Source organism: Actinophytocola sp. (assembly GCF_035712165.1).
In the GTDB taxonomy this organism is placed as follows: domain Bacteria; phylum Actinomycetota; class Actinomycetes; order Mycobacteriales; family Pseudonocardiaceae; genus DASYTH01.
On record NZ_DASTBH010000165.1, the window covers coordinates 1 to 25,971 of the forward strand.

The 25,971-nt window shown below is 69.7% G+C and carries 21 protein-coding genes; 5 read left to right on the top strand and 16 right to left on the bottom strand.

What is annotated here, in order from left to right; all coding sequences use genetic code 11:
• The 3 genes from sigJ to VFO68_RS09225 form a co-directional block, all read right to left on the bottom strand.
• The coding region (gene sigJ, locus VFO68_RS09215; RefSeq protein WP_325157770.1) for an RNA polymerase sigma factor SigJ at positions 1–878 on the bottom strand (878 nt) is incomplete at its 3' end.
• Positions 875–2,017, bottom strand: a complete 1,143-nt coding sequence (locus VFO68_RS09220; protein WP_325157771.1) for an NAD(P)/FAD-dependent oxidoreductase — start codon at positions 2,015–2,017, stop codon at positions 875–877. The genes VFO68_RS09220 and sigJ, both read right to left, overlap by 4 nt.
• Complete coding sequence (locus tag VFO68_RS09225) at positions 2,007–2,312, bottom strand: hypothetical protein (RefSeq protein WP_325157772.1); 306 nt, start codon at positions 2,310–2,312, stop codon at positions 2,007–2,009. The genes VFO68_RS09220 and VFO68_RS09225 overlap by 11 nt, the downstream gene beginning before the upstream one ends.
• Positions 2,313–2,514: 202 nt before the next feature.
• On the opposite strand from VFO68_RS09225, the gene VFO68_RS09230 reads away from it, so the two are divergent.
• The 3 genes from VFO68_RS09230 to VFO68_RS09240 all read left to right on the top strand — a co-directional run bounded on the left by VFO68_RS09230 (position 2,515) and on the right by VFO68_RS09240 (position 5,331).
• Positions 2,515–2,925, top strand: a complete 411-nt coding sequence (locus VFO68_RS09230; protein ID WP_325157788.1) for a YciI family protein — start codon at positions 2,515–2,517, stop codon at positions 2,923–2,925.
• 5 nt (positions 2,926–2,930) lie between these two features.
• Entirely contained in the window at positions 2,931–4,199 is a 1,269-nt protein-coding gene (locus VFO68_RS09235; protein WP_325157773.1) for an RNA polymerase sigma factor, read from the top strand.
• 541 nt (positions 4,200–4,740) lie between these two features.
• On the top strand, positions 4,741–5,331 hold the full coding sequence (locus VFO68_RS09240; protein WP_325157774.1) for a fibronectin type III-like domain-contianing protein: 591 nt from the start codon (positions 4,741–4,743) through the stop codon (positions 5,329–5,331).
• Positions 5,332–5,367: 36 nt separating this feature from the next.
• On the opposite strand, the gene VFO68_RS09245 is transcribed toward VFO68_RS09240, so the two are convergent.
• The 8 genes from VFO68_RS09245 to VFO68_RS09280 form a co-directional block, all read right to left on the bottom strand.
• Positions 5,368–6,759 carry a rhamnulokinase family protein gene (locus VFO68_RS09245; protein ID WP_325157775.1) on the bottom strand — a complete coding sequence of 464 codons (1,392 nt, stop codon included), beginning with the start codon at positions 6,757–6,759 and terminating at the stop codon, positions 5,368–5,370.
• Positions 6,759–8,792 carry a bifunctional aldolase/short-chain dehydrogenase gene (locus VFO68_RS09250; protein ID WP_325157789.1) on the bottom strand — a complete coding sequence of 678 codons (2,034 nt, stop codon included), beginning with the start codon at positions 8,790–8,792 and terminating at the stop codon, positions 6,759–6,761. Before VFO68_RS09250 ends, VFO68_RS09245 begins: the two co-directional genes overlap by 1 nt.
• Positions 8,792–9,958: an L-rhamnose isomerase gene (rhaI, locus tag VFO68_RS09255; protein WP_325157776.1), complete on the bottom strand. Its 1,167-nt coding sequence runs from the start codon at positions 9,956–9,958 to the stop codon at positions 8,792–8,794. Before rhaI ends, VFO68_RS09250 begins: the two co-directional genes overlap by 1 nt.
• Positions 9,959–10,064: 106 nt before the next feature.
• Positions 10,065–11,099 carry a substrate-binding domain-containing protein gene (locus VFO68_RS09260; protein ID WP_325157777.1) on the bottom strand — a complete coding sequence of 345 codons (1,035 nt, stop codon included), beginning with the start codon at positions 11,097–11,099 and terminating at the stop codon, positions 10,065–10,067.
• A gap of 9 nt (positions 11,100–11,108) precedes the next feature.
• Positions 11,109–12,131 (bottom strand): ABC transporter permease, encoded by a 1,023-nt coding sequence (locus VFO68_RS09265; protein ID WP_325157778.1) that lies wholly within the window; start codon positions 12,129–12,131, stop codon positions 11,109–11,111.
• Positions 12,128–13,111 carry an ABC transporter permease gene (locus VFO68_RS09270; protein ID WP_325157779.1) on the bottom strand — a complete coding sequence of 328 codons (984 nt, stop codon included), beginning with the start codon at positions 13,109–13,111 and terminating at the stop codon, positions 12,128–12,130. The genes VFO68_RS09265 and VFO68_RS09270 overlap by 4 nt, the downstream gene beginning before the upstream one ends.
• Entirely contained in the window at positions 13,108–14,607 is a 1,500-nt protein-coding gene (locus VFO68_RS09275) for a sugar ABC transporter ATP-binding protein (protein ID WP_325157780.1), read from the bottom strand. Before VFO68_RS09275 ends, VFO68_RS09270 begins: the two co-directional genes overlap by 4 nt.
• A 648-nt stretch (positions 14,608–15,255) precedes the next feature.
• Positions 15,256–16,374 carry an FAD-dependent oxidoreductase gene (locus tag VFO68_RS09280; protein WP_325157781.1) on the bottom strand — a complete coding sequence of 373 codons (1,119 nt, stop codon included), beginning with the start codon at positions 16,372–16,374 and terminating at the stop codon, positions 15,256–15,258.
• Between the two features lie 157 nt (positions 16,375–16,531).
• Between VFO68_RS09280 and VFO68_RS09285 the strand changes: the two genes are divergently transcribed.
• A complete protein-coding gene (locus VFO68_RS09285) occupies positions 16,532–17,272 on the top strand; it encodes a ribonuclease activity regulator RraA (RefSeq protein ID WP_325157782.1) in 741 nt (246 codons plus the stop codon).
• 14 nt (positions 17,273–17,286) lie between these two features.
• Here the strand turns inward: VFO68_RS09285 and VFO68_RS09290 are convergent, their stop codons facing one another.
• From VFO68_RS09290 to VFO68_RS09300, 3 genes are all read right to left on the bottom strand, one after another.
• A complete protein-coding gene (locus VFO68_RS09290) occupies positions 17,287–19,296 on the bottom strand; it encodes an ABC transporter permease subunit (protein ID WP_325157783.1) in 2,010 nt (669 codons plus the stop codon).
• Positions 19,293–20,717, bottom strand: a complete 1,425-nt coding sequence (locus tag VFO68_RS09295; RefSeq protein ID WP_325157784.1) for an ABC transporter substrate-binding protein — start codon at positions 20,715–20,717, stop codon at positions 19,293–19,295. Before VFO68_RS09295 ends, VFO68_RS09290 begins: the two co-directional genes overlap by 4 nt.
• A gap of 249 nt (positions 20,718–20,966) precedes the next feature.
• The gene (locus VFO68_RS09300; protein ID WP_325157785.1) at positions 20,967–21,659 is read right to left on the bottom strand and encodes a FadR/GntR family transcriptional regulator; all 693 of its coding nucleotides are present in this window, start codon (positions 21,657–21,659) and stop codon (positions 20,967–20,969) included.
• A gap of 123 nt (positions 21,660–21,782) precedes the next feature.
• Between VFO68_RS09300 and VFO68_RS09305 the strand changes: the two genes are divergently transcribed.
• Complete coding sequence (locus VFO68_RS09305) at positions 21,783–22,940, top strand: mandelate racemase/muconate lactonizing enzyme family protein (RefSeq protein WP_325157786.1); 1,158 nt, start codon at positions 21,783–21,785, stop codon at positions 22,938–22,940.
• Between the two features lie 36 nt (positions 22,941–22,976).
• Here the strand turns inward: VFO68_RS09305 and VFO68_RS09310 are convergent, their stop codons facing one another.
• Positions 22,977–25,817, bottom strand: a complete 2,841-nt coding sequence (locus VFO68_RS09310) for a glycosyl hydrolase family 95 catalytic domain-containing protein (protein ID WP_325157787.1) — start codon at positions 25,815–25,817, stop codon at positions 22,977–22,979.
• Between the two features lie 36 nt (positions 25,818–25,853).
• On the bottom strand, positions 25,854–25,961 hold the full coding sequence (locus VFO68_RS09315; RefSeq protein WP_325157790.1) for a cellulose binding domain-containing protein: 108 nt from the start codon (positions 25,959–25,961) through the stop codon (positions 25,854–25,856).
• Positions 25,962–25,971: the final 10 nt, after the last annotated feature.

The following is a 25,971-nucleotide window of genomic DNA, read 5'->3' on the forward strand; positions in this document are numbered from 1 at the left end:
AGTGCCGTTCGTAACCCGGTGAGCTTGTCCGGGTTGCCGATTACCTGAATCGCGGTCACCAGGCCGGTTCTCGGGTCGGCGTCCACGATGAGTACCGCGTAGGGCACCCCGCCGGCCACGAGCACCGCGGCCGGGCCTCCGTTGACCTCCCGGTACTCGACCACGGTGCCGGCCGGCACGTCTGCGCGGGTCGCGGTGAACAGCCTGGCCACCTTGCCGGCGCCGGACAGTATCCGCCGCGGGGCGCGCACCTTGCCGCCGCTGTCGCCGGTGAACGTGACGTCCGGGGCGAGTACCGCCAGCAGGTCTGTGACGTCGCCGCCGAACGCGGCTCTCATGAACCGCTCGGTGGCGGCGGCCCGCACGTCGCGGTCGGTGTCGAACCTCGGCCGGCGGGCGCGCACGTGCTCTCTGGCCCGGTGGGCGAGTTGGCGCACGGCTGTCTCGGTCCGGTCCAGCGTCGCGGCGATGTCGCCGTAACCGAACCCAAACGCCTCGCGCAGCACGAAAACCGCGCGCTCCAGCGGAGACAGTGTCTCCAGAACCACGAGCATGGCCATCGAGACCGACTCGGCTGTGGCCACCCCGTCGACCACACCGTCGGCCACGTCCGGCCCCGTGAGCAGCGGCTCCGGAAGCCATGGCCCGACATACTCCTCACGTCGCACCCTGGCCCGCCGCAACAGATCCACGGCGGTGCGGGCCGCGATCCGCATCAGGTAGGCGCGCGGTTGCGTCACTTCGGACCGGTCCGCGCGATCCCAGCGCAGCCAGGTCTCCTGCACCACGTCCTCGGCTTCGCTGGTACTGCCCAGCATCCGGTAGGCGACACCGAACAGCGCGCAGCGGTGTCGCTGAAACTCTTCGGTGTGGTTCATCGCAGGTACGGGCCCGGATGCCGCATCAGCCAGACCGCGGAGGACGACACGGCCTCCTTGTACAACGCCGCGAGTCGCCCGCGCAGGATCGACCACTTCGGACTGTCATCCGCGCCGCGGACGAACTGGATCAGGCCGCGGCGCCGGCCGAGGCTGATGCACTGGTGGAAGTACCGGAATCGGAACGGTTCGGTTGCCCGCCCGGTGAGTCGGGCGGCGACCGTGTCGGCGGCGTAGGGCCCGGTGAACCCGCCGGATCGGCAGCCGTACGCCAGCGCATCGCCCCACCGCCCGGATGCGGCAGCGGCATCGCCGACCGCGTACACGTCGGGATGCGACACCGAACGCAGTGTCTGGTCAACCAGGATCCGTCCGGCCGCGTCGACCGCGAGGCCGATGTGCCTAGCCAGCGCCGGGACCGTAAAACCGGCGCACCACACCGTGACATCGGCCCGCACTCGAACACCGCCGACCAGGGCCACACCATCTGGCTCGACCCTCGCCACCTCAGCGTCCGCGGTCACCTCGACCCCGAGCCGGTCGAGTTGCTTGCGGATGTACCGCCCGGCGCGCGGCGAGAAGGAAGCACCCGGGCCGCCCTTGGTGATCATCCGCACCGTCAGGTCCGGATAGGACTCCGCGAACTCCGCAGCCGCCTCGATCGCCGTCGGACCGCCACCGCAGATCACCACCGTGCCCCGCCGCTCGTCCAGCGCCCGCAGCCGCGTGGCCAACTGTCGCGCCGCAGCCGGACCGGACAGCGTCACGGCATGTTCAGCCGCCCCAGGCACACCATCCACCCCTGTCATACTGCCCAAGCTGTACACCAGCGTGTCATACCCGATCATCTTCTCGCCGACCCGGACCTTCCGGCCGGCGAGATCGATCCCCGTGACCGTGCCGACGATCAGCTCCGCGCCGGTACCGGCCAGCAACCGGGCCAGCGGCAGGTCGGTCACGGTCTGCCCGGCGGCCACCTGATGCAACCGAATCCGTTCGACGAACCCGGACTCCCCGTTGACCAGCGTGACCGACACCCCGGACCGGCATACCCGGCGGGCCAGCCGTTTCGCAGTGAGAAGGCCCGCATACCCGGCGCCGAGCACCACCACCCGGTGCCCCTGCTCATCATGTGTCATACCAGCAGGACGCAGCGGGCCGGCCCAGGTGTGACATGCCGATGTCGAGCAGTTCCCGGTCCCGCAGTCCTTGGTCGGCCCGGCCGATGACGGTCCAGGTGAGGTTGGTCAGCGGGTGCCGTCGAGAGCCGCGGCGTGCAGCCGTTCGGTTCCTGTTCGCGGCGCTCGCCGGGTTCGCCGCGGTGATGTCCTCGTGGGTCTGCGCCTCGCCTCCGCCGGCGGTCGCCGGGGCCGAGGTGGCGGGCTCGCGGCTGTCGCTGACCTTGGTGACCCGTACGGCGGAGAGCGTGTACATGGGTGCGACCGCCGAACACGACCCGCACGCCTCGTGGTCATGGCAAACGGGATCGTCTAGCGGCTGATCTTCACGTCAGCCTGGAGGCCAACCGCCTCCGCCACGTGGTATGAACGGCCATGTCCGGATTGTGCCGGCAGTGTCGACGTCTCCGGTGAGGGCGCCGGAGGGCGCCCGTGCAGAGGAGCGGACCGTGAAATACATGATCATGCTGTACGCGTCGCAACGGGACTACGACCAGATGGCCGGTAAGCCGTCTGACCAGCCGGAGTGGAAGCCCGAGGCCGTCGCCGAGATGCACGAGTTCATGGGCAGGTGGAACCAGGAGTTGATCGACTCCGGCGAGTTCGTCGACGCCCGGGGTTTGGCCGCGCCGGTGCACACCCGCAGGATTCACGGGCTGGACGGCGGGGTGCCGGTGGTTACCGACGGGCCGTACCCGGAGACCCAGGAGGTCCTCGCCGGCTACACGATCGTCGAGTGTCCCAGCTTCGACCGGGCGACTGAGATCGCCGCGCGCATTACCACCGCCCCCAGCCCCGGCGAGTCGTCATCCCCGCTGTACGTGGAGGTTCGGCCGATCGCCGACGGCAGCGACGACTTCACCGGGTGACCGTCATGGTGACCGGCCAGGATGTCGAGGGCCTGCTGCGCCGCTTAGCGCCGCGGGCCCTTGGCGCCGTCGTGCGACGCTTCGGCAACTTCAACACCGCTGAGGACGCCGTGCAGGAGGCCCTGCTCGCGGCCGCCGAGCAGTGGCCGACGCAGGGCCTCCCGGACAATCCGCTGGCCTGGCTGATCACCGTGAGCTCCCGCCGGCTGACCGACCTGCTGCGCCGGGAACAGGCCCGGCGGCGGCGAGAGGACACCGTCGCGTCGTGGCGGCTGCCCGACGACTGGTGCTCACCCCCCGCCGACCGCCCGGCCGACGCCGACGACACCCTCATCCTGCTGCTCATGTGCTGTCATCCGGCACTGTCACCGGCCTCGCAGATCGCGCTCACCCTGCGCGCGGTCGGCGGCCTGACCACCGCGGAAATCGCCAGGGCGTTCCTCGTGCCGGAGCAAACCATGAGCCGGCGCATCAGCCGGGCCAAGCAGACGATCAACAACAGCGGCATCCCGTTCCGCATGCCACTGCGGTCCGAGCATCCCCAACGGCTCGACGCCGTGCTCCGCGTGCTCTACCTGATCTTCAACGAGGGTTACGCCAGCACCTCGGGGCCGAACCTGTACCGGGCCGACCTGTCCGCCGAGGCGATCAGGCTGACCCGCCTGCTGCACCACATGCTTCCCGACGACGGCGAGACGACCGGCCTGCTCGCGCTCATGCTGCTCACCGATGCGCGCCGCCCGGCCCGGACCAGTCCGGACGGGACTCTCGTCCCGATGGCCGACCAGGATCGCACCCTGTGGAACGCCGAGAACATCACCGAGGGCGTCCGGCTGATCAGCGCCGCTCTGCCCTGCGGCACAACAGGTCCGTACCAACTGCAGGCAGCGATCGCGGCTGTTCACGATGAGGCGCCCAGCGCCGACGCGACTGACTGGCCGCAGATCATGGCGCTGTACGAAGTACTCATGCAGATCTCCGACAACCCGATGGTGACGCTCAACCATGCCGTCGCGGTCGCCATGGTCCGCGGTCCGCATACCGGACTCGACCTGGTCGAACAACTCGCCGCGGACGGGCGAATCGGCCAAGACCACCGACTCTTCGCGGTCCGCGCCCACCTACTGGAGATGACCGGTGACCTCGCCGCGGCCCGCCACGCATACCACGCGGCAGCCCAGCGCACGACCAGCCAGCCGCAGCAGCGCTACTTGTACGCCCGGGCCGCAGGACACGAGCCTGGTGGAGGTCTACCTGCGACCTCACCAGCTTGATCAACGACAGGCGATGCCACCCAGACCGGGCAACGCATCGAGACGGGACCCGGGCGATACCCACCGCCGGCCAGCGGAGTCGAGGGGCGTCGGCTGCCGGGTCAGTGCGCGTCGAATTCCGGGATCTGTTGCCGGCCCATCAGCCGGTCGATGCCGAGGTCGGCGTACGTCAAACTTGACTGCAGGTGATGCCACGACGGCCGTGTCCCTCGACGCTCGCTCTGCCTTCCACCCTCGCCGCGGGCCGGGCCCGGTGTCGCAGTGTTTGACCGTACTGATCGTGATGTGGTAGCGACCACTCCCACTCATTCATCGTCCTGGAGTCCGCGTGGTCGTGGCTTGACGGGCCATGGTGAGAAGGTCCTTGCCGATCGAAGCTGACTCCGGAACCGGGGTGGCCGGGCGCCGGGAAGCCTGCGCGCACTCCCCGGCGCCCGACCCGGATCAGCCTCCGATCACGAGGACGTAGGTCCGGCTGCTCACCGGCGCCGACTTCTGGACCCTGCACCCCGAACCGGCCATCGGGCTGCGCCGCATCGTCGTGCACGCGGGCGTCTGGTCGGTCATGGCCTACAACGCCCTCGCCGACGTCCTCACCGGCGCCACCGAACCCGGCGGCAGACTTCCCGTCACCTGGCCCGCGGACGAAGACGACCTGCCCACGACCACCCCGGTCGAGGCGACCCTGCCCTACACCGAAGGCCTCGACATCGGCTACCGGCACCACGAACACGCCCCGCTGTTCCCGTTCGGACACGGGCTCGGCTACACCACCTGGCACTACCTGGCCGCCCAGCTCACCCGCGCCGGTCTCACCATCCGCCTGCGCAACACCGGCACCCGGCCAGGAACCGAAACCATTCAGGTCTACGCCAGCAAACCGGACACCGCCATCCCCCGCCCTCCACGATGGCTGGTCGGCTGGGCCACCGTCACCGCCCAATCCGGCGAGGAAACCACCGCCGACATCGCCCTGCCCACCCGGTCCTTCCAACACTGGGCCGACGGCGGATGGCGCACCGAACCCGGCACCTACCTGCTCCACATCGGACACTCGAACCGCGATCTGCCGATCACGGTGAAAACGTCGCCCGCTGCTGAACCTCCACCAGACCGCACCGAGGATCGCTGACCGCAACCAACCGGGCCGCGCTGGCGGCGGGTAGGACTACGGAGCCGAATCCAGCCGGCGCTGCGCCGAGCGCCAGGCGTTGTCGTTGCCCTGCGGCGTGTAGCGGGTGAGCGGCTGGCTGCGGCGGAGCAGCGCGCGCAGCGCGGGCAGCTCGCCGGGCGCGGCACCGAGGGTGCGGGCCTGCATGAGGACGTTGCCGAGTGCGGTGGCCTCGACCGGGCCGGCGACCACGTCCACCCCGCAGGCGTCGGCGGTGAGCTGGCAGAGCAGGGTGTTGCGTGCGCCACCGCCGACCAGGTGGACGACGTCCACGTGCCGGCCGGTGAGCCGCTGGGCCTCGAGCAGGGTGCGGCGGTGGGCCAGGGCGAGGCTTTCCAGGATGCACCGGACGAACTCCGGCGGGGTTTGCGGCACCGGCTGGCCGGTCGCGCGGCAGGCGTCGGCGATCCGGGCCGGCATGTCGCCGGGCGGCAGGAACACCGGGTCGTCCGGGTCGATGATCGCGGCGAAAGGCGGCACCTGGGCCGCCGCGTGCAGCAGCGGCTCGAGGTCGGCGGCCCAGACGCGCAGCGACTCCTGCAGCAGCCACAGGCCCATCACGTTGCGCAGGAAGCGGATGGTGCCGTCGACACCCAACTCGTTGGTGAAGTTGGCGAGCCGGCTCTCCTCGGTGAGCACCGGTTTCGGCAGTTCCAGGCCGACCAGCGACCAGGTGCCGCACGAGATGTAGGCGAACGCCTCCTGCTCGGCCGGCACCGCGACCACGGCGGAGGCGGTGTCGTGCGAAGCGACGGCGATCACCGGCACCGAGCCGGCGTCGCCGATGCGGGTGCCGGGTTCGCGCAGCGGCGGGAACAGGCCGGGGTCGATGCCGGCTCGACGCATGAGGCCGAAGGCCCAGGTGCGGGTGCGGATGTCGAGCAACTGCGTGGTGGAGGCGTTGGTGAGCTCGGCACCCTGCTCGCCGGTCAGCCAGTAGGCGATCAGGTCGGGGATGAGCAGGATGCGTCGGCCCACGGCGGTTTCGGCGACGAGCTGATAGAGGGTGTTGAACGGAAGGAACTGGATGCCGGTCGTGGCATAGATGTCCGGCGCGCCGAGCGACTCGGTCACCCGCTCCAGCACGCCGGCGGTGCGGTCGTCGCGGTAGTGCACCGGGTTGCCGACCAGCCCACCGTCGGCGTCCAGCAGGCCGTAGTCCACCCCCCACGAGTCGATGCCGAGCGAGTCCACCCGGCCCGCGGCCCGCAGGCCGTCCCGGATTCCTCGGTAGAGCGCCCGAATGTCCCAGCGCAGCACGCCGTCGGAGGAGACCGGGACGTTGGCGAACCGGTGCAGCTCGGTGAGCGAGACCTCGTCCGAAGAGACCCGGCCGAGCATCACCCGGCCGCTGGAGGCACCCAGATCGACGGCCGCGACGGTAACCATCAGCGCAGGAACGCCGCGGCCACCCCGGCGTCGACCGGGATGTGCAGGCCGGTGGTGCGCGACAGCTCACCCGAGGTCAGCACGAACACCGCGTCCGCCACGTGCTCGGGCAGCACCTCCAGTCCCAGCAACGTTCGCTTGGCGTAGAACGCACCCAGCTCGGACTCCGGCACGCCGTACACCGCGGCGCGTTGCGCGCCCCAGCCCTTCGCGAAGATGCCGGAGCCGCGCACCACGCCGTCCGGGTTGATCCCGTTGACCCGGACACCGTGCCGGCCGAGCTCGGCGGCGAGCAACCGGACCTGATGAGCCTGGTCGGCCTTGGTCGCGCCGTAGGCGATGTTGTCCGGGCCCGCGAACACGCCGTTCTTCGACACGATGTAGACGATGTCGCCGCCCATCGCCTGGTCGACCATGATCCGGGCGGCCTGCCGGGAGACCAGGAACGATCCGCGCGCCATCACGTCGTGCTGCCGGTCCCAGTCGCCGACCGTGGTGTCCAGCAACGGTTTCGAGATCGACAGCCCGGCGTTGTTGACGACCAGGTCGACCCCGCCGAAGGCCAGCACCGCGGCGGAGAACGCGGCCGCCACGGCATCCTCGTCGGACACGTCGAGGTCCACCGGGACCGCGGTGTCCGCGTCGCCCAGCTCCGCCGCCACCGTGCGCGCCGCCGCTCCGTCCACATCGGACACCGCGACGCAGGCTCCCTCCGCCGCCAGCCGGTGCGCGATCGCCCGCCCGATCCCCGACCCGGCGCCGGTGACCAGCGCCACCCGGGTGGCCAGCGTTCTCGGCGGCGGCATGCGGCGCAGCTTCGCCTCCTCCAGCGCCCAGTACTCGATGCGGAACTTCTCCGCCTCCGGGATGGGGGTGTAGTGCGAGATCGCCTCCGCGCCGCGCATGACGTTGATCGCGTTGAGGTAGAACTCGCCGGCCACCCGTGCGGTCTGCTTGGTCGCGCCGAAGCTGAACATCCCGACACCGGGGACCAGCACGATGGCCGGGTCCGCGCCGCGCATCGGCGGCGAGTCCGGTTCGGCGTGCCGCTCGTAGTAGGCCCGGTAATCCGCCCGGTACCGCTCGTGCAGGTGGCGAAGTCGCATGTGGACCGTCTCCAGCGCGGCGGTGGCCGGCAGGTCGAGCACCAGGGGCGCGACCTTCGTGCGCAGGAAGTGGTCCGGGCAGGAGGTGCCGAGTGCGGCCAGCCGCGCGAGCTTGTCCCGGGCCAGGAAGTCGAGCACGGCGTCGTCGTCGCGGAAGTGGCCGACCTGGCGGCGGTCGGTCGAGGCGAGCCCGCGCAGCACCGGGAAGATCGCCGCGGCCCGGGCCCGCCGCTCCTGGGGCGGCAGCGGCTCGAACCCGGGTACCGGCGCACCGAACGGCTCGGCCCGGCCGTTGGCGTCGATGAACGCCTGGGCGCCGGCGATGATCGCCTGCGAGTTCCGCTCGCACTCGGCGGAGGACTCACCCCAGGCGGTGATGCCGTGGCCACCCAGGATCACCCCGATGGCGTCCGGGTTCGCTGCCCTGATCGCCGCGATGTCCAGGCCCAACTGGAAACCCGGCCGGCGCCACGGCACCCAGGCGACCCGGTCGCCGAAGCACTCACGGGTGAGTGACTCGCCGTCGGCCGCGGTGGCGAACGCGATGCCGGCGTCGGGGTGCAGATGGTCCACGTGCGCGGCGTCGAGCAACCCGTGCATCGCGGTGTCGATGGAGGGAGCCGCGCCGCCCTTGCCGTGCAGGCAGTAGTCGAACGCCGCGACCATCTCGTCCTCGTGCTCGACGCCGGGATACACGTCGGTCAACGCCCGCAGCCGGTCGAGCCGCAGCACCGCCAGCCCGGACTCGGTGAGCGTGCCGAGGTCGCCGCCGGATCCCTTGACCCACAACAGGTCCACCGGCTTGCCGGTCACCGGGTCGACCTCGGCGCCCTTCGCCGAGGTGTTCCCGCCCGCGTAGTTGGTGTTGCGCGGATCGGAACCCAACCGGTTGCTCCTGGCGAGCAACTCGGCCACCTCAGGGTGCATCACGCCCCCCAGCCGGCCGCGGTGCCGCCCACCCGCTCGGCCACGATCCGCTCCGCGTAGCCCGACGCGGCGTAGGCGGCCAGCGGGTTGGGGTGCAGGCCCGCATCCTCGCGCACGCCGGCGAGCAGGGGCCGGACGTCGGTGTTGTAGGCGTCCATGAGGATCCCGTTGGCGCCCAGCACGTCACCGGCCCGCTGGGCGGCGGCAAGCGCCTCCCGGTCGATCACCAGCGCCTTGGCGGTGGCCTCCTGGACGTTCATCACCGAGCGGATCTGGCCGGGGATCTTCGGCTCGATGTTGTGGCACTGGTCGAGCATGAACGCCACGCCGGCCTCGGGCGCCAGGGCGTCCGCGCGCACCACCTCAGCCATGATCCGGAACAGCTGGAACGGGTCGGCGGCTCCGACCATGAGATCGTCGTCGGCGTAGAACCGGGAGTTGAAGTCGAACCCGCCGAGCTTCCCCTTACGCAGCAGGAACGCCACGATGAACTCGATGTTGGTGCCTGGCGCGTGGTGGCCGGTGTCGACCACCACCGCCGCCTTCGGGCCGAGGTCCACGCAGTGGGCGTACGCCGTGCCCCAGTCCGGCACGTCCATCGTGTAGAACGCCGGCTCGAACAGCTTGTACTCCAACAACATCCGCTGCTGGTCGCCGAGCCGGTCGTACACCGCCCGCAGGGCCTCGGCCAGCCGGTCCTGCCGGGCGGTGATGTCGTCCTGCCCGGGGTAGTTGGTGCCGTCGGAGAACCACAGCTTGAGGTCGCGGGAGCCGGTCTGGTCCATGATGTCCACGCACTCGAGCAGGTGGTCCAGGGCCTTCCGGCGGATGCCCGGGTCCGGGTTGGTCACGCTGCCGAGCATGTAGTCGTTGTCCTGAAACACGTTCGAGTTGATCGCGCCGATCGCCACCCCGAGGTCGGCGGCATGGCGGGCGAGGCCGGCGTAGTCGTCGACCCGGTCCCACGGGATGTGCAAGGCCACCGATGGCGCCTGGCCGGTGAACGCGTGCACCTGGGCGGCGTCGGCGATCTTCTCCTGCGGCGTTCGGGGCACCCCGGCCTGCGCGAAGACCTTGAATCGCGTACCAGAGTTGCCGAATGCCCAGGACGGCAGTTCGATGCGCTGCGCCCGAAGCGCAGCCCTGATCGTGTCGAGTTCGGGCATCTGCGTGGTTCTCCATGATCTGGTACCGAACACGGTACTCGGACAATGCCCTGAAGGACGCTGGCGTCGTGCCTGGCGAACTGCGTCCTTCAGGGCACCAGCTCGGTCAGAAGCTGAAGCTGTCGATGTTCGCAGCGGTGAACTCCTGCGGCGGTCCGACCGTGATCTGGTTCTTCTCTTCCAGGGTGTACTTCTTGCCGCCGGCCTCGAACCCGCCGGCAATGTCGATCTTGCTTGCCACGTTGGCGGCGGCGTAGACGCCCAGGTAACCCAGCATCGCCGGATCCCACAGGCCGAACGTCTTGACCGTGCCGTCCTTGGTGTAGGCCTTCATCTGGCTGGGCAGTCCGAGCCCGGTGAGCGCGACCTTGCCCTTGTACTGCGAGCCGCTCAGGTACTGCGCCGTCGCGGCAATGCCCACCGTGGTCGGCGAGATGATTCCCTTGAGGTTGGGATGCGACTGCAGCAGCCCCGACGCCTTCTCCGCCGACTTGGCCGCGTCATCGTCGCCGTAGACCGTGTCCACCAGCTTGAGCTGCGGGTAGTTGGCCAGATCCTGTTTGATCACCGCAATCCAGGCGTTCTGGTTCTCCGCGGTCGCCGCGGCGGACAGGATCGCGATCTCCCCGCCCTGCGACCCGATCCCGTCGGAGACCCACTTGTTCAGGGCCTTGCCGACCAGATCGCTGGTCGTGGGACGGACCATCGCCGAGCGGGCGGACGGGTCGGCCACGTCGGCGTCATAGGTCACCACGGTGATGCCCGCGCTCTGCGCCTGCTTGAGCGCCGGGATCACGGAGTTGGCGTCCGCGGCGGAGATCACCAGGGCGTCGTACTGCTGCTGGACCACCGTGTTGATGAACTGCACCTGCGCCGAGCCGCTGGCCTCGGTCGGGCCGGTCTGGTCGCACGTCGCGCCGATTTCCTGGCAGGCCTTCTTCGCACCGGTGAACGCCGCGTCGAAGTACGGGTTGTTGACCGCCTTGGGTATGACCGCGATCTTCAGACCACTCTTGATCTTCCCGTCGCCGGCGCCGCCGGACTCGGGTGACGAGCCGCCACCGCTGTCGTCGGCACAGGAGCTCAACGTAAGCACGGCGGCCGCCATGACAGCGAGCGCACCCAACACTCGAGAACGCATGGTAACTCCTCAACTGGTCAGGGATGGAAGATTTGATGTCGGATGCCCCTGAGAGACTCCTGGATCCGAAGACCTCCGCCGGCGTCGCGGGATCGCCGCGATCACCGCCGGCACGACGACGGAGGCCAGCAGCAGCGCTCCGTTGATGATGTTCAGTGCGTTGGGCGGGACCTTCTGCAGCAACAGCAGCGAACGCAGTGCGCCGAGGAAGAGCACCGCGCTGATCACCCCCCACATCGTCCCGACACCGCCGAAGATGCTGACCCCGCCGAACAGCACCGCGGCAATGACCAGGAGCTCGAAACCGATCGCGGCGTCCGGCCGCGAACTGGCGAACCGCATGGTGTAGACCACCCCGGCCACCGCGCTCAGCAGGCCGCAGTGCACGAACAGCCAGAGCTTGACCCGCGCGACCGGGATCCCGGCGAACGTCGCCGCTTCGGGGCTCTGTCCGATCGCGACGATCCACCGTCCGGTCCGGGTGGCGTGCAGCAGGACCGTGTATCCGATCGCACCCGCGATCAGCAACGGCGCCACGTAAGGGATGTAGGTGTGCGGGAACCGCCCGGAACCCAACCGCGTCCAGGACTCCGGGTAGGAGGCCACCGGCTCGTCGCCGAGCAACGCCCAGCACAGGCCGCGGAACAGCGCCAGGGTTCCGATGGTGACCGCGAGCGAGGGCAGCCCGAACGCGGTGACCAGCAACCCGTTCACCGCGCCGCACAGCACCCCGGTCACCAGCGCCAGCAGCACCGCGATCCAGATCGGAATGCCCCGCTCGAACGCCCAGCCCAGCACGCAACTGGCCAGCGCCGCCGTGGACGCCACCGACAGGTCGATCTCGCCGGTCATGATCACCAGCGTCATGGCGAACGCGATGATCATGATCTCGCCGATGTCCTGCACGATGAACGCGAACGTGCTCCCGCGCCCGAACCGGGGTTCGAGCTGCATACCGATCACCAGGGTGAGCAGCAGAAGCACCGGGACGATCTTGTCCCAGGTCACCCGCGCAAGGACGCCCCGGATCATGCCGGCACCTCTTGGACCTCGGTGGTCTGCCGGAGCCGCCGGTCGGCGATGACCTTGTCCACCGCGATCGCGAGCAGCAGCAGCGCGCCGTTGACCGCCTGCTGCCAGAACTCCGGCACCGACAGCGCCGACAACGACACCCCGATGGTCTTGAGCAGCGCGGCGCCGAGCAACGCGCCGATCACGGTGCCCACCCCGCCGGTGATCGCCACCCCGCCGACCACGCACGCCGCCACCACCGGTAGCTCGTAGCCGGAGCCGGCGTTCGCGTCGACCCCGCCGAACCGGGCCAGGTAGAGCGCCCCGGCCAGGCCCGCGGTCGCGCCCGACACCACGAACGCGAACATCTCCCTGCGCCAGACCGGAATCCCGACCAGCCGCGCGGCCGGTCCGTTGCTGCCGACCGCGTACAGGTCCCGTCCCGTTCGGACGGTGCGCAGGAACCAGGCGCCGGCCACCCCGGCCAGCAGCGCGAGCCACAGGATGTACGGCACGCCCAGCACCGAGTCCCGCCCGAAGTCGACGACCGCGCCGGGCAGTTGGTCGGCGTTGATCCGCCGCGGTCCGACCACCACCGCCTGAATGCCCTTGACGACGTAGAGCGTGCCCAGCGTGACGACCAGCGCGGGCAGCCGGAGGAACGCCACGAGCGCCCCGTTGACCACCCCGACCGCGACGCCGACGACCAGACCGACCATGAGCACGGTCAGCACGCCACCGTCCTGCTGGTCCTGCACGGCGGTCGCGGCCAGGTAGGCCGACAGGCCGAGCGTCGAGCCGACCGAAAGATCGACGTGCTTCATCAGGATCACGAACGTCTGGCCGACCGCCATCAGCGCGGTGATCGCGATGGCCACCATCAGGTCGGTGCGCCCCTGAGCGGACAGGAACCGGGGGTTGACCAGCGTGGTGCCGACCACGACGACCACGAGGGCCAGGGCCACCGGGGCCTCCCGCGAGGCGAGCAGCCGCCCGGTCACGCCGAGACCTCCTGTCCCGTGGCGGCGAGCATCACCAGTTCCTGGGTGGCCTCTTCCCTGGACAACTCCGCGACCAGCCGACCCTCACGCATCACCAGGATCCGGTCGGCCATGCCGAGCACCTCGAGCAGCTCGCTGCTGACCATCAGCACGGCCAGCCCCTCGGCGGCGCGCTGCGAGAGCATCCGGTGCACCTCGGCCTTGGTGCCCACGTCGATGCCGCGCGTCGGCTCGTCGATCACCAGCAGCTCCGGCTCGGTGGCCAGCCACTTGGCCAGCACCACTTTCTGCTGGTTGCCGCCGGAGAGCCGCTCGACCGGCTGGTCCGCACCGGAGTACCGCAGCCGCAACCGCTCCCCCCACCCGCGCGCCATCGCCCGCTCCGCGCCCGGACGCACCAAACCGAAGCGCCGCAACCGATCCAGCACCACCACCGAAACGTTCCGGGCGACCGACGCCGGCATGAACAGCCCCTGCGCCCTGCGGTCCTCCGGCACCAGCGCGACCCGACGGGCCAGCGCGGCGCGCGGATCCCCGGGCGGCAGCGGCGCGTCACCGACCCGGACCGAACCCGAGTCGTAGCGGTCGATGCCGAACACCGCGCGCACGACCTCGCTGCGGCCGGAACCGACCAGGCCGGCGAGCGCGACGATCTCCCCGCGCCGCACGGAGAACGTCACATCCTCGAACACGCCCTGCCTGGTCAAGGCGGCCACGTCGAGCAGCACCTCGCCGGGCACGCTGGGCACCTTCGGAAACAGGTCCGTCAGCTCGCGGCCGACCATCCAGCGGACCACCTCCGCCGGTGAGGTCGCGGCGATCTCCGCCTCGGCGACGGTCGCCCCGTCGCGCAACACGGTGACCCGGTCACAGAGCTCGAACGCCTCATCCAGCCGGTGGCTGACGAAAACCACCGCCGCGCCCCGGTCGCGGAGCCGGCGCGCCACCGACTGCAACCGCGCGGCCTCGGTCGCCGACAGCGCCGCGGTCGGCTCGTCCATCACGATCACCGTGGCGTCGGTGGACAGTGCCTTGACGATCTCCACCAGCTGCTGGTCGGCGATGGACAACCCGGCCGCCCGCCGGTCCGGATCGAGGTAGACCCCCAAGCGGGCGAACAGCTCCCGCGTCCGGGCCCGCATCCCGGCCCAGTCGACCCGACCGCGCCGGGTGGGCTGGCGGCCGACGAAAACGTTCTCCGCGATGGTGAGGTCGGGAAACAGGGCCGGCTCCTGGTAGATCACCGCGACACCCTGCTCCCGGGCCCGGCGGGTGCTGCCCTGCTCGAACGGACGCCCGGCGAACATGATCTCCCCGGAGTCCAGCCGGTGCACCCCGGCCACCGTCGTGAGCAGCGTCGACTTACCGGCGCCGTTCTCCCCCAGCAGTCCGTGGATCTCCCCCGGGTACAGCGTCAGGCCCGCTCCCCGCAGCGCCGCCACGCCGCCGAAGTGCTTGTGCGCATCGCGCACCGTGAGGATCGGATCCACCACCATCAGGCCAACCGTCCCTTAAACGTTTCAAAACGGTGCCCGGTACCTTGCCCCGCGCCCATCTGGCTTGTCAATAGCTGGTTACAGCGTTGTGACCCCCTTGTAGACGATCGCGCATCGTCTACATCGGAGGACCCGGGGACCCTGCCGCAGGTGCGCGACCGCTACACCGGCGCACTCGAAGCCGTCCACGGGACCGGCCTGCCACCAAGGCCCTGCTGAACCTGCCGACCGAGACCATGACCGTGCCCAGCGGCCGACAGGCGGGCCGCGAGCAGCGCGCAATTGAAACGGTTCAATCGGGCCGGTATACACCACCGACACGGCAGCAACGTGTCCGGCGATGCCCGCAAGGTTCGCCGTCATGCGCCTTGGTAATCCTGCGCGCGAACAACCATTCCGAAGCTGTCGCACGCGGAGCCCGCTCGCCCTGCCATAGGAGGAACCGCAGATGCCGCAACAAGACCAGACAGTGCATGCGACCCGAAAGGGCCTGCCGAGCCGCTATTCCCCACCCGCTCGCAAGCTGAACGCCGATCCTGCGCACCGAGGGCGCCACGGCGCCGCGGCGGCTTCATACGCCCGGGCTGGGAGCACCGTTCGAGCCGGGGCTGCCGTGTTCGTGTCGATCTCCCACGAATTGGGGCTTTCCTAGGCGATGGGGACCGCTCGGTCGGTGTCGTGGCAGAGGTCTGCGGCGACCTCGTGGCCGATGGCCGGGGCGTGCATGAACAGTTCGTTGCCCCAGATCGCCGTGACACATCCGCTGCGGCGGCGGTAGACCTCTTCGCCGATGCCCGCGATCACCGAGCCGTGCACGATTTCCAGGGGTTCGCGTCCCACGCCACGCATGTTCTCCCGGAGGTAGCCCCGGGCGGCCTCGAGGGACCGGGTGATCGCCACGTCCCGGTCCACTTGCCACGGCAAGCCCTTGGTGAACGTGACCGTGATCGCCCACCTGTCCTTGTCGCCGGACAGGTGCTGGTCGAACAGCACACCGGGACGTCCGGCCTGCCAGGTCTGCCTGTGGTCGAGCCAGTTCCTCGGCAGGTCCTCGCGGTAGCGCAGCGCGAAGGTGAACCGGACCCGATGGTCGAGCGCGCCCGGGATGCCGATGCCGGCCTGCCTGGCCAGGACGCGGGTGCCCTCGCCGGCAGCGATCACCACGTGATCGGCGTCGTAGCGCCCCGCGTCGGTCCACACCGTCACCGAGTCGGCAGCCGGCTCGATCCGCGTCACACGCTCGATCCGCAGGTTCGACCCGACCACGCTGCGCAGGTACCGCGAGGTCGCCGCCCCATCGATGACGCAGGCCCGGCGGTCTCGTAACCCGGAAAACGAGTCGTTGTACCCCTGCGTCGGCGGCGGCGCGATCGGGGGCAGCCGCTCCGGGTGCGGCCCGTCCACCGAGTCCGCCATGCTCATCGCCCGGTCCCAGCGCTCCAGGTCCGGCCCGCTGACAACCAGTTCGTGTCTGTAGATGAGGTGCGGCCCCCGGCGCCGCCGGTACGGGGCCAGCCTGTCCTCCCGCCGCCGGACGAACAGGCTGCTGTACTCGGCGGTCCACTCCCGCCACCACCACTCCGACCGCACCGCCAACCGGGCCTGTTCCGGGTCGGCGTGGGCGATCCGGAACAGGTGTGTGCTGCCGGCCGACCGTGCGGCCATCGGCACGGTCGCCTCAAGGCAGGTGACGCCGCAGCCGCGACGCAGCAGCGCGCGGCTGACCGCCAGCCCCACCACACCCGCACCGACCACCACGACCCGCATGTCTCCCAAGCTACCGAACCCGGCCGGGAGCGGAGACTCGTGCGGGACAGCACCCCGCCTGACAACGGGAAGCGGGATCGCCGGACTACGCTCGGATCGAAGTCTCATCGAGACTCTCCGATAGTTGCGGTCCGCGCGTACCGAGGGAGCTACCGGCGTGGTTGAGACGCACGACATCGTTCGCCCGCCTGCCGAGCTCAGTGCGGCCCTCGCGGCCATCGGCAGCGCAACGGCCAGCGCCGAGCTCAGCCGCATGGGCATCCGCAGCGCGTTCATCCAAGGCCCGGTTTCGGTGACCCCCGGCGTTCGCGTGGCCGGCCCGGCGCTGACGCTGCAGTTCCTGCCGAAGCGGGAGGACCTCTACCCCGTCGACGAGTACGACGAGCCGGAGAAGCAGCTGCACCGGCACGTCATGTACCACGCCCAGCCCGGCGACATGATCGTCGTCGACGCGCGCGGCGACATGAGCAGCGGCGTGTTCGGCGAGATGATGCTGACCTACTTCAAGGGCCGCGGCGGCGCCGGCGTGGTGATCGACGGGTGCCTGCGCGACATCGGCGCGGCCAAGCAGCTCGGCCTCGGGCTGTGGATCCGGGGCGCCACGCCGAACTTCCACGCCCAGACCAACATCGTCCCGACCGCCGTCAACGTGCCGGTGGCGTGCGGTGGCACGCTCGTCGAGCCGGGCGACATCGTCGTCGCCGACGACGACGGGGCGGTCGTGGTGCCGGTCAAGCTCGCACCCACCCTGCTGGCCGTTGCTCAGGAGCACGCGGAATGGGAGGAGTTCTCCCGGATCCGGCTGGCCGAGGGCGGCGACCTGCGGCTGTACTACCCGCTGTCGGACGAGGCACGGCCCGAGTACGAGCGGTGGCGCGCCGAGCAGGGTCTGGGCTGACGGGTGCGCTCAGGTCATCCCTTCACGGCCCCTGCGGTGAGGCCCTCGGTCAGGAACCGTTGCCCGAACACGTACATGAGCACGACCGGGATGCTGATCAGCAGCGAGGCCGCGGCCAGCTGCCCCTGCGGCACGACGTCACCGAAGATCATCGACTGCATGCCGACGGGCAGCGTCTTGTACTCGTCCTTGGTGATGAACACGAAGGCGAACAGGAACTCGTTCCATGCGTTGGTGAGTGTGAACAGCGCGACCGCGAGCAGGCCCGGCTTGGCCAGCGGCAGCACGATCCGGACGAACGCCCCGAACCGCGTGCAGCCATCGACCAGCGCAGCCTCCTCGAGGTCGGCCGGGATCGTCTTGAAGTAGCCGACGAGCAGCCACGTCGCGAACGGCAGGGTGAACGTGGGGTAGGCGAGCACGAGCGACCACAACGAGTCGTTGAGCCCGATCCCGCTCATCATCTGATACAGCGGGATGAACAGCAGCGCGCCCGGCATCACGTAGGTGAGCAGGATCGTCACCGTGAAGGTCTCCGAACCCCGGAACTTCATCCGCGCCAGGGCGTAGCCGGCCAGCGCCGCGCAGATCAGGGCGATCACGGTGGACGCCACCGACACCAGGATCGTGTTGACGTACCAGGTGCCGAACGCCTTGCCGGTGAACAGGTTGGTGAACTGCTCGGTGCTCCACGGGGTCGGCCAGAGGTCGTCGGTGCGCGCGACGATCTGGTTGTCGGACTTGAAGGCCGTGACCGTCATCCAGTAGAGCGGGGCGAGGACGAAGCCCAGCAGACCCACGAGTGCGACCCCCGTGCCGACGCCACCGACCAGGCGTGCGGACAGCTGGTTGCCCCGTGCGGCGAGCGCGGAGACGACCCATCCGACGGCGGTCGCGAGCACCACGAACACACCCAGCACGAGCGCGGCCTTCCACACGATCTGCGGCGACGCCCAGACCAGCACGAGCGTCGAGACCACGACGATCACCCATGGCAGTGCTCTGCGCCCAGCGGGAGTCAGCCGCCTGCGCCCTGTGTCGCCCGCGCCGGGCAGGTCGCTGCGTCGCATCATCCGCACGAGGATCATCACGAGGATGCCGATGATCGGCAGCATCACGAGTGTGACCGCGGCGCCTGCGCCCAGCTGCAGCTGCTGGATGGCCTTCGAGTAGGCCACCATCACGTACGGGGCGGTGGCGTCCCCCGGTCCGCCCTGGGTCATCAGCCAGATCAGGTCGAAGTTGTTGAACGTCCAGATCGACGACAGCAGCACCGTCACGATCATGATGTTGCGCAGCCCCGGCAGCGTGATGTGCACGAAGCGCTGCCACGCCGAGGCGCCGTCCACCATCGCCGACTCGTAAAGACCGCTGTCGATGGCCTTGAGCCCGGCGAGGAACGTCACCGTGAAGAACGGGATGCCCTTCCAGACGTTGACCAGGATGACCGCCGGCATCGCGAGCGCGGGATCGGACAGCCACTCCGCGGGCCACCTGTCGACGAGCCCGATCGCGGCGAGGCCGGGCCCGATCCCGGAGTCGGTGAGCAGGACGTTGACGCTGCCGAAGATCGGGTCGAACAAGGACCGCCAGGTGAAGGCCGTGACGACCGTCGGCACCACCCACGGCAGCAGGATCACCCCGGCGACGATCGCCCGGCCGCGGCGCATGTGGTGCAGCATCAACGCCGCGATGAGACCGAGGATCACCTTGAAGATCTCGGCGTACGCGGTGAAGACGAACGAGTTGAGCACGCCCTTGTGGAAGACCACGTCGTCGATGAGGGCGGTGTAGTTGTCCAGCCCGACGAAGACCGTCTCGGTTCCGTGGCGTTCCGTGGCGCTGGTGAAGATCGAGCTGACGATCGGGACCAGGATCAGGCCTGCGACCAGCAACAGCGTCGGTCCGATGAACAACGCAGCGAGGCGCCAGTCGCGCCCGAGCAGCCGCTGCGATGTGGTGAGCGAGGACGACGCGCTCGGCGCCGGACGGACCGGCGCCGGCCGCTGACGCAGGACTGTCACTGCTTGTAACCCTGCTGCTCGAAGACCTGGACGATCCGGGCGTGGGTCGCGGCAACGGCGTCGGCCGGCCGGGTGCCCTGGATGACCGACTGCATCATGTCGGTCAGCAGATAGGCGGCGGTCGCGGCTTGCTCGCCGGGGCTCGGGGCCTGGGGGAACGCGTAGCCGGTCTTGGTGGTCAACGGGAGCCGCGCGCGGGTCTGCTCCCGCAGCGCGGCGAAGGCCGGGTCACCGCTGGTGTAGTACGGGTCGGAGTCCCACACCTTGTCCCACGCGGGGTTGACCAGGCACGGCGCTCCCTTCGCGACACCGAGCAGTGCGGTCCCACTGGCCATGTACTTCGCCACCAGCTTGGCGAGGTCGGGGTTCTTCGCCCCCTTGAACACGACGAACGAGTTTGACTGGCCGAACGCGAGTGGCTGGTCGATCGCCGGCCCGGTGGCGCCGTTGAACGGGTGCGTGTTGGCGTAGACCGGGTTGTTCTTGGTCTTCGAGTCGGCGTAGACGCTGAACTGGTTGAGCGTGAGCCCCAGGATCTGGGCCAGCCAGTTCTCGTTGTTGCTCGAGTCGGTCCAGCTTCCGATCCCGGGTGGCAGCATCGGCGCGTACTTCGGGTTCGTGTAGATGTCGCCGATGAACGTGACGGCAGCGACGGTCTCCGGCGAGTTGAACACCACCTTCGTGCCGGTGTTGTCCGCGATCGCCCCGCCGTAGGTGTTGATGACGTTCACGATGAAGCCGTTGGCGTCGCCGGAGCGGTTCACCGTGAGACCCCAGCCGTAGCGCCGCTTCGCCGGGTCGGAGACCGCCAACGCGTTGTCGCGTAACTCCTCCCACGTGTAGTGGAGCTTGAGCGGGAGACCTTTCTCCGCGTACCAGTCCTTGCGCAGGTACATCCCGGTCGCGATGAAGTGGTAAGGGATCGCGTACCAGCGCCCGTCGAACACGCAGTAGTTGGTCGCCTCCGTCGCGGGCTCGCCGTAGAGCGCGCGCATCTCCTCGACCACGTCGGTGACGTCGGTGAGGTTGCCGAGGTTGTGGAGCTGGCCGACGAACCGTAGGTCGCTCACGAAGGCCAGATCGCGGGTGGTGCCCGCCTTCACCTCGGCGTCCATCTTCGCGACCATGTCGCCGGCGTCGCCGGAGACCAGGTCGTTCTGGATCGTGGTGCCGGTGGCCTGCGCGAACACCTGCAGCGACTTGTCCAGCGCCTGGTTGGCGGCCTCCGAGTACAGCTTCTGCGAGAGCATTCCCACCGACCCGCCGCGGAACTCGGCCGCCTCGTCCAGCAACGCCTGGGGCACCTGGACGTCGACCTGCGGCGCGGCGGGCTCGCCGCCCCCGCACCCAGCGAGACCGAGCACGCCCAGGGCGCTCATGCCGAGGAACGTGCGCCTCGACCACTCCGTGTTCGCTTCCATGACCACTCCTCTCTCGCGTCCGATCGAGCGAACGCTTACCGACGGGGCGACGTTGCAACCGGCGGACAGCGAGGCGAGCGCCGCGCTGGGGGCCGTTCATGCGGCGAAGGTCGTTGCGGTAGACGAAGTTCTCGCCCACCACGGAGGTGCGCTCCGGATGCTCGTGCGCAACCGGATCGGCGGGATCGCAGGTGCTGCCATGCCTCGTCCGTCCTCGTCATCGGTTCCGGATGTCGGTAGTGCAGTGCGCTAGCGCCGCCGGGCGGCCCGCTTGGTCTGCTGCGCCTTCTCCGCGAGGAGCGTGGAGTTGTTGCTCAGGTGCTTGCGCATCGCCGCGCGGGCACCTGCCGGGTCGCGCGCCACGAGCGCCTCGTAGATCTCCGTGTGGTCGGCGGTGGCGCTGCGCAGCGCGGCGGGCGCCTCGTTGGTGATGCGCCGGCTGGCCGTGCCGAGCCAGCGGGCGGAGTACATGATTCGGTCGAGGATGCGGTTGTTGGCCGCCCGGCAGATTTCCATGTGGAATTCGTGGTCGACCTCGAGGTAGGCGTCGGGGTCCGCCTCAAGTGCCGACATGCGGTCGATCCCGTCTCTGAGCCGGTCCAGCGTGTCGTCCGTGACGCTGGCCGCGGCCATCGCGGCGAGTTCGGGCTCGAGCAGCACGCGCAGCTGGTCCAGCTCCTGCAGCAGCTCGCCGACGATCTCCGTGGGCAGCCACTCGATCAGCAACGGGCTCAGGTAGTCCCACTCCGCGCGGGGGCGCACGACGACGCGGCGGCCCTGCGCGACGTCGACGATGTCGAGCGAGGCGAGGATCTTGAGCGTCTCCCGCGCCACGACGCGGGACACCCCGAACTCCTGGGAGATGTCGAGCTCCGACGGGGCCCGACCGTCCTCGATGTCACCACTGACGATGCGCCGGGTCAGGTGTGCCGCCACCTGCACCGGGAGAGTCCGGATCTTGACAGCATCCGGAGACTCTTGTCTCCTTTGCATATCATCAGCTTATCGGACAAGTTGACCATTGCGACAGTCCGTTCATCTGCACGACCCGGCGGCGGGAGAGCAATGCGGATCGTGAACGTCACGACGGCAGTGGTGGCCTACCACGGTCAGGCCACGCTGGTGCGGATCGACACCGACGAGGGCCTGTGCGGGTTCGGCGAGGCCAATCCCGATGCCGGCGCAGGCGCCGTCGTCGGCGTGATCAACTCCCTGACGCCGCTCCTGATCGGCGAGGACCCGCGCAACGTCGAGCGCTGCTGGGAGAAGCTCCGCCGCAGCAACGTCTTCGCGGGCTCCCAGGGCGGGGTGTTCGTGATCGCCCTGTCCGGGATCGAGCTCGCGCTGTGGGACCTCGCGGGCAAGGCCGCGGGCCAGCCGGTCCACCGGCTGCTCGGCGGGAAGTTCCGCGACCGGATCCGCCTCTACGCCGACTGTGGCGGTGGCGACGACCCGGCGGGCTCGATCGCCGGGTGCGTCGACCGAGCCCAACGGATGGTCGCCGAAGGATTCACCGCCATCAAGTTCGACATCGACGACCTGCACCACCCTGCCAAGCTCGACGCCTTCAACCACACGATCAACGCCGCCGAGCTGCGCTCGATGGTCGAGCGCGTGGCAGCCGTCCGGGAAGCGATCGGACCGGACATCGATCTCGCCATCGACCTACACGCCCGCTACGACGTGCCGAGCGCATGCCGAATCTCGTGGGAGCTCGAGCCGTTCCACCTGATGTGGCTCGAGGAGCCGCTGCCGGCGGAGAACGTCGACGCGCTGGTGCGGGTGCGTGCGCAGACCCGCACACCGATCTGCGCGGGCGAGAACCTCTACCTGCGGTGGGGCTTCCGCGAGCTGCTCGAGCGCGGCGCCGTGGACGTCATCGAGCCGGACGTGCCGAAGTGCGGTGGCCTCGCCGAGGCCAAGAAGATCGCCAACCTCGCGGAGCTGCACTACATTCCCTTCGCACCGCACCTGGTGTCGACGCCGCTGGGCACGATGGCCACGTCGCACCAGTGCGCAGCGATCCCCAACTTCTTCGTCCAGGAATGGCACGCCCTCGAGGAGCGCGCCGTGTGGGACAGCTACGTCCACGCCCCCGACGGGAGCGGCTCGATCGTCAAGGACGGCTACATCACGCTTCCCGACACTCCCGGCATCGGCGTGGAGCTCGACATGGACGGCGTCCGGGCACACGCCGTCGCGGGCTACGGAGTGTTCGAGTAGCGGAGCCGATCATCCGGCTGCAGCAAACCTGCCCGGCTAGCCGCTGGTGCGTTGGAGTTGGAAGCGCTGGTTGGGGTTGCCGGTAAGGGTCCACTGCGAGATGCGGGCGCCGTCGGCGGTTGAGTTCTGCCAGATGTCCATGGCCAGGCCGCTTTGCCGGTTGACAAGGCTGATCACGCCACTGCCGTGGTCGACCACCCGCCACTGCTGGTTCGAAGTGTTGGTGTCGGGTTGTTGGGTGATGTCGGCGCCGCTGCTGTTGCTGGCCACGTGCAGCACCAGGCCGCTGTGCCGGGCCCGGATGCGATGGAAGCCTCCGCCGGAGTCGATGAAGTCGAACTGCTGGTTGAGCCCGCCCGTCAGCGGCCATTGCTGCAGCAGCGCGCCGGGCGAGGTGGACACGCCTGCGATGTCGGCGGCCTTGCCGCTGTGCTGGGCCACCAGCCGGTAGAACACGCCGGGCTCGATCGGCCCGGATCCGAGGCCGGACGCGCGATAGGTATGGGCGGCCTGGCCGGCGAACTCGATCAGGTCGGCCTCCGGCTTCGCCGGCTGGAGCGCAGCGCCGGTCGTCGTGTCGCGCAGTTCGAAGGTGCCGGTGAACATCCGGCTGCGGACCCGGACGGTGCCGGTGCGGTCGGGCGTGACGGTCAGCTGGGTGGACCGGCCGGAGCTCCAGGTGGCGCCGACGGTGTAGCCGCCGCGTCCGCGCAGGCCCGTGACGCTGCCGGTCGGCCAGGCCGGCGGCAGCGCCGGCAGCACGTGCAGCTCGCCGTTGTGGCTGTGCAGCAGCATTTCGGCGATACCGGAGGTGGCGCCGAAGTTGCCGTCGATCTGGAATGGCGGGTGCAGGTCGAACATGTTGGGCGCAAGGCGCGCCGGCGTCACCAGGGAGCGGATCAGGTCGTGGGCTCGGCCGCCCTCTTCCATGCGCGCCCAGTAGTTGATCTTCCAGGCCAGTGACCAGCCGGTGCCGTCATCGCCGCGCAGCTGCAGGGTCCGGCGGGCGGCTTCGAACAGCTGGGGTGTGCCGCGCCTGGTGATCTGGTTGCTGGGATGCAGGCCGTACAGGTGCGAGATGTGCCGGTGGTTCGGCTCGGTCTCCATCCAGTCGAACAGCCATTCCCTGATGTTGCCCCGCGAGCCGATCTGCATCGGAGCCAGCCGTCCCCGGGCCGCCACAACCTGGCCGCGGAAGGTGGCGTCCACACCGAGCACCTCGCTGGCCCGGGCGCAGCCGTCGAACAGGTCGCGCAGGATCTGCATGTCCATGGTGGGCCCGGCGCACACACTCGCGTCAGCGTGGTGGGACAGCTCCGGCGAGTTCGACGGGTTGGTGACCAGCCAGCCCAGGCTCGGTTCGGTGACCAGGGTGTCGAGGAAGAACTGGGCGGCGCCCTTGAGCGCGGGATAGTTGGCCCGCAGAAACTCGACGTCGCCGGTGAACCGGTAGTGGTCCCAGATCAGGGTGGCCAGCCAGGCGCCGCCGGTCTGCCACATGCCCCAGAACGCCCCGTCGACGACCGATGATCCCCGCCAGGCGTCGGTGTTGTGGTGGGTGACCCAGCCGCGAGCGCCGTACTGCGCCTGTGCGGTGCGGGCGCCGGTCACCGTGAGCTCGTTGACCATCCGGAAGACCGGCTCGTAGCACTCGGCGAGGTTGGTCGTGTCGGCCGGCCAGTAGTTCATCGGCAGGTTGGCGTTGATCGTGTACTTCGACTCCCACGGCGGAGCCATCTGGTCGTTCCAGATGCCCTGCAGGTTGGCCGGCTGGGTGCCCGGCCGCGACGACGAGATCAGCAGGTACCGGCCGAACTGGAAGAGCAGGGCGGCGAACTGCGGGTCGGTGACGCCGGCGTGCTGGGCGATCCGGACATCGGTCGGCTGGTCGGCCGCCGCAGTGCGGCCCAGGTCGATCGTGGTCCGTCCGAACAACCTCTGGTAGTCGGCAACGTGCCGGGCGCGGAGGGTGTCGTAGGCGATGTTCTGCGCGGCGTTGAGCCGATTCCGGGCGATGCCCTGGTAGTCGCCTCCGACGTTGCGGTAGTCGACATAGCTGGTTGCGACCGAGACCAGCAGCGTCACACTGGTCGCGCCGGTCACCCGCAGCGTGCCTCCCGAACTCGTGGTACTCCCACCCGTGACGACGGCTCTGGCCAGGGCGAGGAACCGGACCGAGCCGGCGACACCCCGCAGGTCGCCGGAGATGCCGTCCAGCGCGATCGTCATGCCGTCGGGGCTGGACGCCGTCGCGCGCTGCGGGGTGCTGAACGAGGCTGTGAACGAGACCGACCCGGGCGTCTCGGCCGTCAGGCGCATGGCGATCACCTGGTCCGGCGCGCTGGCGATCACCTCACGCCGGTACCGCACGTTGTTCGCCACGTAGGTCACGACCGCCGTGGCGGTGGTGAGGTCCAGCCACCGCTCATATCCCGAGATCCCGCTGGCGCCGGGCAGGGTGAGCCGCAGGTCGCCGACCGGCTGGTAGGCCAGCTGGCCGCCGGGGAGGCCGAGCATCGTCTGGTTGATCAGATCCTGCGCCTGCGTCCACTGGTTGGCGAACACCAGCTGCCGGATCTGCGCAAGGGCGCTCGCGCCTCGCGGGTTGCTGTAGTCGTGCGGCCCGCCCGCCCAGAGGGTGTCCTCGTTGAGCTGCAACCGCTCCGTGTCGGTGTTGCCGAACACCATCGCGCCGAGCCGGCCGTTGCCGACCGGCAGCGCGCGAAGCCAGTCCGCGCCGGCCGGCTCGTCGTACCACAGCGCCAGATCGCCGGCCGCCTGCACCTCCGCGGGCGCGGTCGAGCCGGCCCGGGCGACCGCCGTCCACTGGACGGGCGCCATCATCGCTCCGGCGGTGACCGCGCCATACTTGATCACTTGCCGTCGCGTCAGGTCTGACACCGCGGTCTCCGATCAGGCGATCTCGCAGGCTGCGCCGTTGAGGGTGAACGAACCGGGGGCGGCGGTGTTGCCGGTATGGGTTGCCTGGAAGCCGATGCTGACCGACGCGCCCGCGGCGATCTCGGCGTTG

What these genes read in the sequence shown, in the direction of transcription:
- VFO68_RS09220 (WP_325157771.1), bottom strand. Translation starts at nt 2,017, where the DNA reads ATGACACATGATGAGCAGGGGCACCGGGTGGTGGTGCTCGGCGCCGGG.
- VFO68_RS09225 (WP_325157772.1), bottom strand. Translation starts at nt 2,312, where the DNA reads ATGTACACGCTCTCCGCCGTACGGGTCACCAAGGTCAGCGACAGCCGC.
- VFO68_RS09230 (WP_325157788.1), top strand. Translation starts at nt 2,515, where the DNA reads ATGATCATGCTGTACGCGTCGCAACGGGACTACGACCAGATGGCCGGT.
- VFO68_RS09235 (WP_325157773.1), top strand. Translation starts at nt 2,931, where the DNA reads ATGGTGACCGGCCAGGATGTCGAGGGCCTGCTGCGCCGCTTAGCGCCG.
- VFO68_RS09245 (WP_325157775.1), bottom strand. Translation starts at nt 6,759, where the DNA reads ATGGTTACCGTCGCGGCCGTCGATCTGGGTGCCTCCAGCGGCCGGGTG.
- VFO68_RS09250 (WP_325157789.1), bottom strand. Translation starts at nt 8,792, where the DNA reads ATGCACCCTGAGGTGGCCGAGTTGCTCGCCAGGAGCAACCGGTTGGGT.
- rhaI (WP_325157776.1), bottom strand. Translation starts at nt 9,958, where the DNA reads ATGCCCGAACTCGACACGATCAGGGCTGCGCTTCGGGCGCAGCGCATC.
- VFO68_RS09260 (WP_325157777.1), bottom strand. Translation starts at nt 11,099, where the DNA reads ATGCGTTCTCGAGTGTTGGGTGCGCTCGCTGTCATGGCGGCCGCCGTG.
- VFO68_RS09265 (WP_325157778.1), bottom strand. Translation starts at nt 12,131, where the DNA reads ATGATCCGGGGCGTCCTTGCGCGGGTGACCTGGGACAAGATCGTCCCG.
- VFO68_RS09275 (WP_325157780.1), bottom strand. Translation starts at nt 14,607, where the DNA reads ATGGTGGTGGATCCGATCCTCACGGTGCGCGATGCGCACAAGCACTTC.
- VFO68_RS09280 (WP_325157781.1), bottom strand. Translation starts at nt 16,374, where the DNA reads ATGCGGGTCGTGGTGGTCGGTGCGGGTGTGGTGGGGCTGGCGGTCAGC.
- VFO68_RS09295 (WP_325157784.1), bottom strand. Translation starts at nt 20,717, where the DNA reads ATGGAAGCGAACACGGAGTGGTCGAGGCGCACGTTCCTCGGCATGAGC.
- VFO68_RS09305 (WP_325157786.1), top strand. Translation starts at nt 21,783, where the DNA reads ATGCGGATCGTGAACGTCACGACGGCAGTGGTGGCCTACCACGGTCAG.